Origin of the sequence: Secundilactobacillus similis DSM 23365 = JCM 2765 (assembly GCF_001311075.1) — a bacterium.
Taxonomy (GTDB): Bacteria; Bacillota; Bacilli; order Lactobacillales; family Lactobacillaceae; genus Secundilactobacillus; species Secundilactobacillus similis.
On the sequence record NZ_BBAD01000015.1, the window covers coordinates 43576 to 52178 of the forward strand.

Annotated in this window: 3 protein-coding genes and 3 pseudogenes; 5 read left to right on the plus strand and 1 reads right to left on the minus strand. The window is 48.9% G+C overall.

Annotated features, from left to right (window positions below):
- Positions 1 to 73 precede the first annotated feature (73 nt).
- The 4 genes and pseudogenes from JCM2765_RS19360 (at position 74) to JCM2765_RS05480 (ending at position 5777) form a co-directional block, all read left to right on the plus strand.
- Positions 74 to 1677: pseudogene (locus tag JCM2765_RS19360) on the plus strand (TIGR03766 family XrtG-associated glycosyltransferase).
- Positions 1661 to 3502, plus strand: coding sequence for a bifunctional diguanylate cyclase/phosphodiesterase (locus JCM2765_RS05475; protein ID WP_054734722.1), 1842 nt, complete (start codon positions 1661 to 1663; stop codon positions 3500 to 3502). The pseudogene JCM2765_RS19360 and the gene JCM2765_RS05475 overlap by 17 nt, the downstream one beginning before the upstream one ends.
- A 949-nt stretch (positions 3503 to 4451) precedes the next feature.
- Positions 4452 to 4800, plus strand: a pseudogene (locus tag JCM2765_RS18980) (hypothetical protein).
- The gene (locus JCM2765_RS05480) at positions 4800 to 5777 is read left to right on the plus strand and encodes an amino acid permease (RefSeq protein ID WP_369404036.1); all 978 of its coding nucleotides are present in this window, start codon (positions 4800 to 4802) and stop codon (positions 5775 to 5777) included. The pseudogene JCM2765_RS18980 and the gene JCM2765_RS05480 overlap by 1 nt, the downstream one beginning before the upstream one ends.
- A 76-nt stretch (positions 5778 to 5853) precedes the next feature.
- On the opposite strand, the pseudogene JCM2765_RS05485 reads toward JCM2765_RS05480, so the two are convergent.
- Positions 5854 to 6622, minus strand: a pseudogene (locus JCM2765_RS05485) (NUDIX domain-containing protein).
- Positions 6623 to 6893: 271 nt separating this feature from the next.
- Between JCM2765_RS05485 and JCM2765_RS05490 the strand changes: the two are divergent.
- A complete protein-coding gene (locus JCM2765_RS05490) occupies positions 6894 to 8000 on the plus strand; it encodes a glycerol dehydrogenase (RefSeq protein WP_054734725.1) in 1107 nt (368 codons plus the stop codon).
- Positions 8001 to 8603: the final 603 nt, after the last annotated feature.

An 8603-nucleotide genomic window follows, 5' to 3' on the forward strand; every position in this document is an offset into this window, starting at 1 on the left:
ACGGTTGCCCGTTTTTGATTAACTGAGCGGGTATTATGGCTCAGGATAAAGGGAAGTGAGTCCATTCATGCCAATGACACAACGGTTGTTTAAGTTTGGCCATCGCACCATCGGCATCATCTTTAACTTTTTTATTTTTGTGACGCTCTTATTTGCGATCACCTCGCCCAATCTGATACTAGGGGATAACGATAAAACTGGGTCAGGCACAACGCTGGTGACCAGCTGGTTGCTGATTATCGTGGTGGCGTTTTTGCTGTGTACGGCAACCTTTCCGAGTTTTCGGCACCGCTTAAAGGTAATCTTTATCGACCACAAATTGGCGACGGCCAGTGTCGTTTGCGCACTGGTGATTGGCTGGCAGGTCTTGTTTGTGGCGATGGTTCATCCGCCAATCGGATTTGACCCCGGTGCGATTCACGAAGCGTTGTACAACACGTCTGACCCGGAGTTACGCGCCTACTACAGTGAGTACTACAACAACCTGTTACTGGTGCTGATTCAACACGGCTTGGCAACCACGTTCCACACAACGAGTTGGTTGTTCATGGACTACTGTACGCTGATCATGGCTGACTTAGCGGCGCTGTTTAACATCTTTGGCGTGTGGTTACTGGACAAGCGCAAACTTGCGCCGGCAATGTATATTCACGCGGCGGCCTATTCGGTCTTTCCCATGATCATCGTGCCTACACCGATGTTTGGGTGCTGCCGTTTGTGTCGGGGTACCTGTTGGGGTACTTACTGATGACGAACCCGCGGTGCAAAACATGGGTGCGGGTTGTCGCAACCATCTTCTTTGCGGTGATGGCGATCGGCGCTTACTTCATGAAACCGTCCGCCATCATTGGCGTGATTGCGATTGTGATCATCGAAGCGTTGTTTAAACTCAAGCAGGCTCAGTCGGTGAAGCAATTGTTGAAGCTACCGCGACTGTCGTTGATTTTAGGCCTACTGTGGCTGGTTGTCGCTGGCGCAACGTACGAGGCCGGCAACCGGGTCGTCCTTCAGCAAACCTATATTCCGGTCACTCAAGGCCGCACCATGCCAGCAATTCACTTCGTCAGCATGGGGGTCTCCGGTGAAGGGGGGTATAACGCGCACGATGCCTTGGTTATGGGCCAGTTGGCCACTAAGGAAGAGCGTTCAGCCTACTCGAAAAAGTTACTGATTAAACGATTGAAGAAAATGGGGCCCTTTGGCTACCTTCAATTCTTAGTTAAGAAACAACGCAACAACACCGCTGATGGGACCTTTGCGTGGGTCAAGGAAGGTCACTTTATTAACCTTGATCCAACACCAACCGTTACGACTGGCTTAGCTGGTAACCTGAACCAATTCGTGTATCTTTACGGCACTCGGCTCGGTGATTTTCGTTTTATCGCCCAAGCTTGGTGGGTGATTTGGCTAGCACTGATTGCTTTGGGTTGGTCGGATAAACGGAAATTTGTCTTGATCTTACGCACCATGGTTATTGGCGGCATGCTATATTTACTGATTTTTGAAGGCGGGCGTTCCCGGTACCTGATCCAGTTCCTACCGGCGTTCTTCATGCTCGCAGCTCTGGTTTACGACCGCAGTTTCGCCTTCGTTGCCCGGGTTTATCGTTGGGGAACTGGCCAATTGATGCACCAATCAAAAACGGAGACGGGTGACAACGATGCAACTTCACATTAGCTTCCCGCTGTTTATCATGCGGGTGATCACGGTAAGCTTTTTCAGTATTGGGTTTATTCAGTATTTTCATCGATTATGGATCGATGCGTTTGAGAATGAGGAAATGCCGGTAGGGGCGCGGCGGTTAAGACGCGTGCTATTAACGCTAGTTTCCGTCGTCTTAGCCCTGTTTATCCACTTTGCGGCAATGGCCTACATTCATAACGATTCAGCGGTACTGTATCATAACTGGGCGCTGTTTGTATTGACGTTACCGGTTCTTTATGAAGGCTTCAACCGCTTTGAAGAAGGGTTACAGTTTGCGACCATGATGCTGATTTGGTATATGCATCACGAGCCAAACTTCTTTCAGCCGAAGACGTTGATTGCGTTAGTCGGCTTCTTGGTTATCGTACTGGCGCTCAAACGGTACCATCAGTTCGTCATCGTTCACTGGTGGGCCGGTATGGTGAGTGGTGGGGTATTAGCTGCCCTATTTTGGTCGACGGTCCCACCCGTTTCGATGGGTGTTGCGATGACCCCGAGTCTTGAGGTTGAAGCAGTTGTGTTATACACCCTGATGATTGCCTTCGTGTTAGGGTACTGGTTACGGCAGTATCGCGAAGACTTGAAGAACCACGAACTGGCGCAGTTGGCCCACTATGAAGAGGGAACCCGGCAGAATCAGCAAGCGGCATATCAAGCTGAGTTGCAGATGCTATTTTCGCGGTCGTTGCTGAACGGCGAATCGTTAACGTTTGCGACACTGGATTTGGACCACTTCAAGCAGGTCAACGACCAGTACGGGCATTTGGCCGGTAACGCGGTGTTGATCGGCGTTGCGGATACGGTGAAAACTATTTTGGATAAAGCCGATGTCCCGTTGATGAAAACCCAGTTAACTGGTGAAACGTTCAATATTGTGTTCCCTAACCGATCAGCAGAAGCGGTGATGCCGGTGATCAAGGACTGCTGGCAAGCGATTCGCAAGCAGGAGTATGATTATGAAGGTCGTGGCATTGCGGTTACGGCGTCAGTGGGCGTGACGGCATTGCGACAAACGGATAAGAGCGTTAATGACGTTTATAAGCGGGCGGATGATGCGTTGTCAAAATGCAAGCGCAACGGCCGTGATATTATCACCTTTGATGACAAACTCGTGTCAGGCGTCGATAAAATTGAAAAAAAACTGGCCGATTACCGCTACATTGGGCAAGGGGTCTATGATTTGACGAAGCCCGAAATACCGAAGTGCTATCATGAGTTGCTATTGCGGTCTCACGATGCCAGTCAGGATCGCTGGTACTTACCAGATACGTTTGAGATCCCGGTTTGGATTCAAATTCACCTGTTAAAAACGGTGATGAGTCATACGACCCTGCAGAACTTTAACGTGAACCTCACGGCGGACCAGTTTAAAGATCTGGACTTTGCGGAGGCGTTAACTCAGTTTGCGGAAAGTCCGGATGGACCGGACAATTTAACGGTTGAAATTACCGACCTGTCAGATTCACAAACAACTCGGCGAATCAGTGCGATCTACCGGGCGGCCGGTATGAAAATTCTGATCGACGATGTCGGTAGTGATAACGATTTTGAAATCGTCCGCAACTCAATGCCGTACATCAACGGCATCAAGTTTGCGATGCAGAACTTACGCAAAACAACCAACGCCAGCGAGTTACGTGAACGGGTCAAATTCTGGCGGCAGGTTGCGGATGAGAATGACTTAACGTTTATTTTAGAAGGCGTTGAAACAAAAGAGGACCTTGAAATGGCACAGGAGTTAAAGGTTGCCAATGTTCAGGGGTATTATTTTAGTAAACCGGAACCGTTTAGAGCGTGAGGAGAAGCGGTTAAAGAGCGGCGTATAAGGCGCAGCCATAAAGCTACCGGGTTTTGGTGGCTTTATGCTGACGCCCTTATACATAGCTCTTTGCTTCTCCGAACGCGTTTCGGCGTGGTGGCCTAAAACCATCAAAGCAGCCAAACTTCACAACAATAACAATTAAGCGGAAAATAAAAGCTTCAGTCAAGCCGAAAACAACGTCGCCACAATGCACGTCGCCAATAGCAATCAATATAAGTTACGAGTCACCGGTTTCGCGCAAACTTAGTCCAGTCGTATATGATGCCGTAAAGCACCAAAGCAGCCAAACTTCACCGCAACAACAAATAAATGGGGATTCAGAGCCCCAATCAAGCCGAAAAAACGTAGCCACAATGCATGCGCCAATAGCACTCAAAAAACTAAGTAAACCTACGTGACCGATCCACGGCAATCACCAACCATCTTGCGCTAGTTCCAAAATCAAAACGTAGTCCCATGGCGGCCCTTATAACATTAAACCATTGACATCATTCTCTAATCGTATTACCATAATCGTTAACGAAACAACTGACAAAAGCCAGCCAACTAAACAAATTAACGTTGACGAGAAGAGTAGTTGATCCAGTAACCGTTAAGCGAGCACCGGGTGATGAGAGGGTGTCTGTGACCGATCGACGAAGATGAACTCCGAGTTTTGGCAAGCGGTGCAAGCTGCTAACCCGTTAGGACCCGATACGTCCCAGACATCGATGATCGGTGTTGTTGAGCCATTGCTAGCAATAGAAATGGAAATTAGGGTGGCAACGCGAAGTAGCTCTCGTCCCTAGAACGTTCAGTTCTGGGGACGGGAGCTTTTTTGATGCAATCAGTTAGGGATTATGAGAGGAAGTTAATTATGAAATCAAAGTCAGTACAGCAAAATGATGATGGGACGTTACGGGCGTTAAGTAACCGCCACGTTCAGATGATTGCGATTGGTGGCACGATTGGGACGGGGCTCTTTTTGGGATCTGGTTCGACCATCAGCAAGACGGGGCCGTCAGTGATCCTAGTGTATTTGGTGCTTGGCGGGGTCTTCTACCTGATGATGCGGGCAATGGGGAGATGTTTTACGCGGATCCCTCACAGCACACCTTCGTGTCGTTTATTTCCAAATACTTGGGGCACACCGTGGTCATTTCACGGGTTGGACGTACTGGATTGGGCTGGTCTTCGTCTGCATGGCGGAGTTAACGGCGATTGCGGGATACGTTCAGTACTGGTTCCCTAAATTGCCAGCTTGGACTATTGAACTCGGCTTTTTAGCATCTTAATGGGCGTTAATTTAATTGCGGCGCGGCTGTTTGGTGAAACTGAGTTCTGGTTTGCGATGATCAAAATTTTTGCGATTTTGGCGATGATTGCCACCGGGATCTTTATGGTGTTAGTTGATTTCAAAACGCCGTTGGGGCACGCTAGTTTCAATAATATTTTCCATAATTTCACACTGACGCCTAAGGGTGGGTACAACTTTATCTCAGCGTTTCCGATGGACTTCTTCGCCTTTTTAGGAATTGAATTTATTAGCATTACCGTTGGGGAAGCCAAGAATCCGCGAACGATTATCAAGAAGGCCGTTAACGAGACCATTATGCGGATCCTGCTGTTTTACATTTGCTCACTGGGCATCATCATGTGCATCATTCCGTGGACGTCGTTGAGCGCCAGCAGTAGTCCCTTCGTGCAAGTGTTTGATCTAGCTGGGTTTCCAGCGGCGGCTTCGGTGATCAACTTTGTGGTGTTGACGTCTGCGGCTAGCTCGATCAATAGTGGGATCTTTTCCGCGGGCCGGCATTTTTACCAAATCGCGACCGAGGTTGATCCTGATAGTTTGATGGGGCGGACCTTTGGGAAAATTTCCAGTAACGGCGTGCCCGCCGCAGCCATCTTACTTTCAGCAGGGTGCATGTTGATCACGCCACTGTTGAGCTTAACGGCGACGTTGGCATCGGCATTTTCGTTTATCGTGAGTGTTTGCTGCGACATGTATCTGATCGTTTATAGTTTAGCGATGGTGGCGCACCGACGTTATCGGGTCTCAGATGACTTCTTGCCGGATGGGTTTAAGATGCCGTTTTATAAGGTGACGAACACCGCCACGATTGCCTTTTTCGTTGTGATTTTCATCAGTCTCTTCTTCATTCCGCAGGACGCGATTGCGGCAACGGGGGCAATTTGCTGGACGCTATTGTTTGGGGTCGTGAACTGGTGGCACGGCCGGAAAACCAGTCAGGCACGGTCGGTTGAGTAAGATTATTATAAATAAAGGCACTGCTACCGTAGTACCTCAAAGTGAGGGTGACGGTTGCAGTGCTTTTATTGTGTGTCTAATTATCCTGTTCGGTTTGCAGATCATTAAGCCGATACACCTTTGCCGGACGTCCGGGGCGTTTACTGCTGGAGGTGCCGACTAACGAAAAGACGTTGCGGTGGTTCTTCTTAAAGTTTGAGTTATCGATTTCGTCAACGCTGATTTGTTGAAAGTCGGCGAAGATGTGACGGGCTTCCTTTAACGTAAACGTGTCACCCAAAATCAAGAGGATGTTGTTGGTAATCCAGTTTATTGCGAATTCGGTCACAAGCCACCTTTAAGATCCAGTCATGGTCAAAGGCAAGGGCCAGTTTAGGCTTGGCTTTTCGCGTTGCCAATTGCTGGTAGTAGGCGGATTGTGAGTTGATGGTGGTTGCGGTAAAGTGGAATTTACCATTTTCAAAGTCGTATTGGTGGTCGGGAGTATGCAACGTAAACCAGCGGGCATCAACGGCCCCGTAACCCGCCGTTAGTGGCGGCATCTCAGGCAAGAAGGTCATGTAAGCTAGTGAGAGGGTGCGTTGATCTGGGGTGCGATTCGGGTGGGTAAACGTGGCGAGCTGTTCAGTGTGAAAGCCGGCCAGTTTGAGTCCGATTTTTTCGCGAACTAACCGTAATGCCGCAGCGTCAGCACTTTCCGTCTCCCGCATGGTAGTTTCGGGGAGTGCCCAAAAATCTTCGAATGGCGCATTGGCGCGTCGAACAAGCAGGAGATTGACGCATTGCAGGTCGCGGTCGAAGCTCCAAATTAAGTTAGTAATGGTAATTGCGGGTGACATTGACATGGCAAGGATCCTTTCTGGTACGCGTTGCTAGTGAAGCAACCTTCAAGTCTTAATTGTAAGGTATTTGCCAGTAAAATGCAGTAAGATTGGTGGCTAAAACTAATTTTCATGAAAAAATAATCAGGCGTTATGAAAGCGGATTCACAAAATGCAATCAGGTGTGCTATCATAGACTTGTAACCAATTATACGAGCTGGCGCCGAAAAACTTGCGATGCCAATTGTTGGAGACGCAGGTCCGCCAGTCCTGAACTGAATGGAGGAAATCACTGATGACAAAGATTTTTGGAAGTCCATCAACTTATGTCCAAGGAAGTGGCGCGTTATTCGACAGCGCTGATGCTCTGAAAAAACTCGGTTCAAAGCCAGTCTTAATGGCTGACGCAACGGTTTACAAGATTGTTGGGAAAGACTTTTTAGACTATCTCAAGCAACAGAAGTTTGACGTGCGCAAGGTGACCTTTAAGGGGGAAGCCTCGGAGGAAGAAATCAACCGAATTACCGAAATCGGTAAGGACTTTGGGACTGATTTCATTATTGGTCTTGGCGGTGGGAAGACGCTGGATTCAGCAAAAGCAATTGCTGATAACCTCGGCTTGCCGGTTGCCATTCTACCAAGTTTGGCCTCAACGGATGCGCCTTGCTCACGGTTATCAGTGATTTACACCCCAAGTGGTGCATTTTCAAAGTACCGCTTCTACAGCAAGAACCCCGACCTCGTGTTGATCGATACCCAACTGGTTGCCAATGCGCCAGTTCGGCTGTTAGCTTCCGGGATTGCTGATGCCTTAGCAACCAACGTTGAAGCCCAAGCCGTTGCCAAGGGTGATGGTCAAACGATGTTAGGCGGCAAGCAAACCTTAGTTGGGAACGCGATTGCCGAAAAATGTGAAGAGACTGAATTTGACTACGCCTTACAAGCCATTGATGCGGCTCGCGTTCACGCGGTTACCCCAGCGTTGGAAAAGATTATTGAAGCCAACACCTTAATGAGTGGGGTTGGCTTTGAAAGTGGCGGTTTATCAGGCGCCCACGCCATTCATAATGGCTTGACGGCCTTGCCTGACGAAGCTCTTCACGAAAAGACCCACGGTGAAAAGGTAGCCTTTGGGACCTTGACCCAACTCTTCTTGGAAGGCCGCGACACCGATGAAATCAATGAATACCTGGAACTCTACTTGGCCTTGGGCTTACCAACGACCTTCGCAGATCTCGGTATCGCTGACGTCACTGATGAAGCGCTGTTGACGGTTGGTGAAGTTGCTACGGCGGATGCTGACACGATGTCAGAAATGCCATTTGATGTCACCCCAGCTGACGTTGCTGCTGCCATGAAGGGTGCGGATGCTTACAGCCGTTCTTGTCAAGGGTTGGCATAAGCGCTTTACTGGATTGAAATTAAATTGATTTTTGGGATGGTAACTGCGAAGTCGTGGTTACCATTTTTTGTTGTCGTTTGGGTCCAGCGTAAGCATCGTTGCTGTGAGTTTGTGAAGTGCGATGATTTGCGTGGACTTACGATTCCGGTCAGCGGCTAGGTTCCTGCTGTGGGGCCGGTCTGAGCCAAAGGGCGGTCTCAAACCTCGAAGTTAAGCCTCGCCGAAACCCGCGCGAGTCTTAACTTCGTCCCCGATGATTGGTGGTTGTTGGAAGTACGCCAACAACCACCAATCATCGCGACACAGCATCCACCTAGCCGCTGACCGAAATCTTACATTGACGCAATTCGGCACTATTGTAGATCATCTCAAGTGCTTCAGTGGACGTTATGTTGCAGTATGACAGCGATTGATGTCAACTCGATAAACAGCACAATCGGTCAGCAGTCGTCATTTCCATAATGAACCAATGTTAGTCTATCCGCTTGAACATACTGCTGACCCGGTGTTGCCATTCAACACTTGCTGAGATGCATACAATTGTCAGCGTGCGACAGTTTGGCCCTTCATGATAAATTTTCGGGAGTGCGGTAATCGATGCCG

Coding starts and splice junctions, on each gene's coding strand:
- JCM2765_RS05480 (WP_369404036.1), top strand. CDS start 4,800: ATGGGCGTTAATTTAATTGCGGCGCGGCTGTTTGGTGAAACTGAGTTC.
- JCM2765_RS05475 (WP_054734722.1), top strand. CDS start 1,661: ATGCAACTTCACATTAGCTTCCCGCTGTTTATCATGCGGGTGATCACG.
- JCM2765_RS05490 (WP_054734725.1), top strand. CDS start 6,894: ATGACAAAGATTTTTGGAAGTCCATCAACTTATGTCCAAGGAAGTGGC.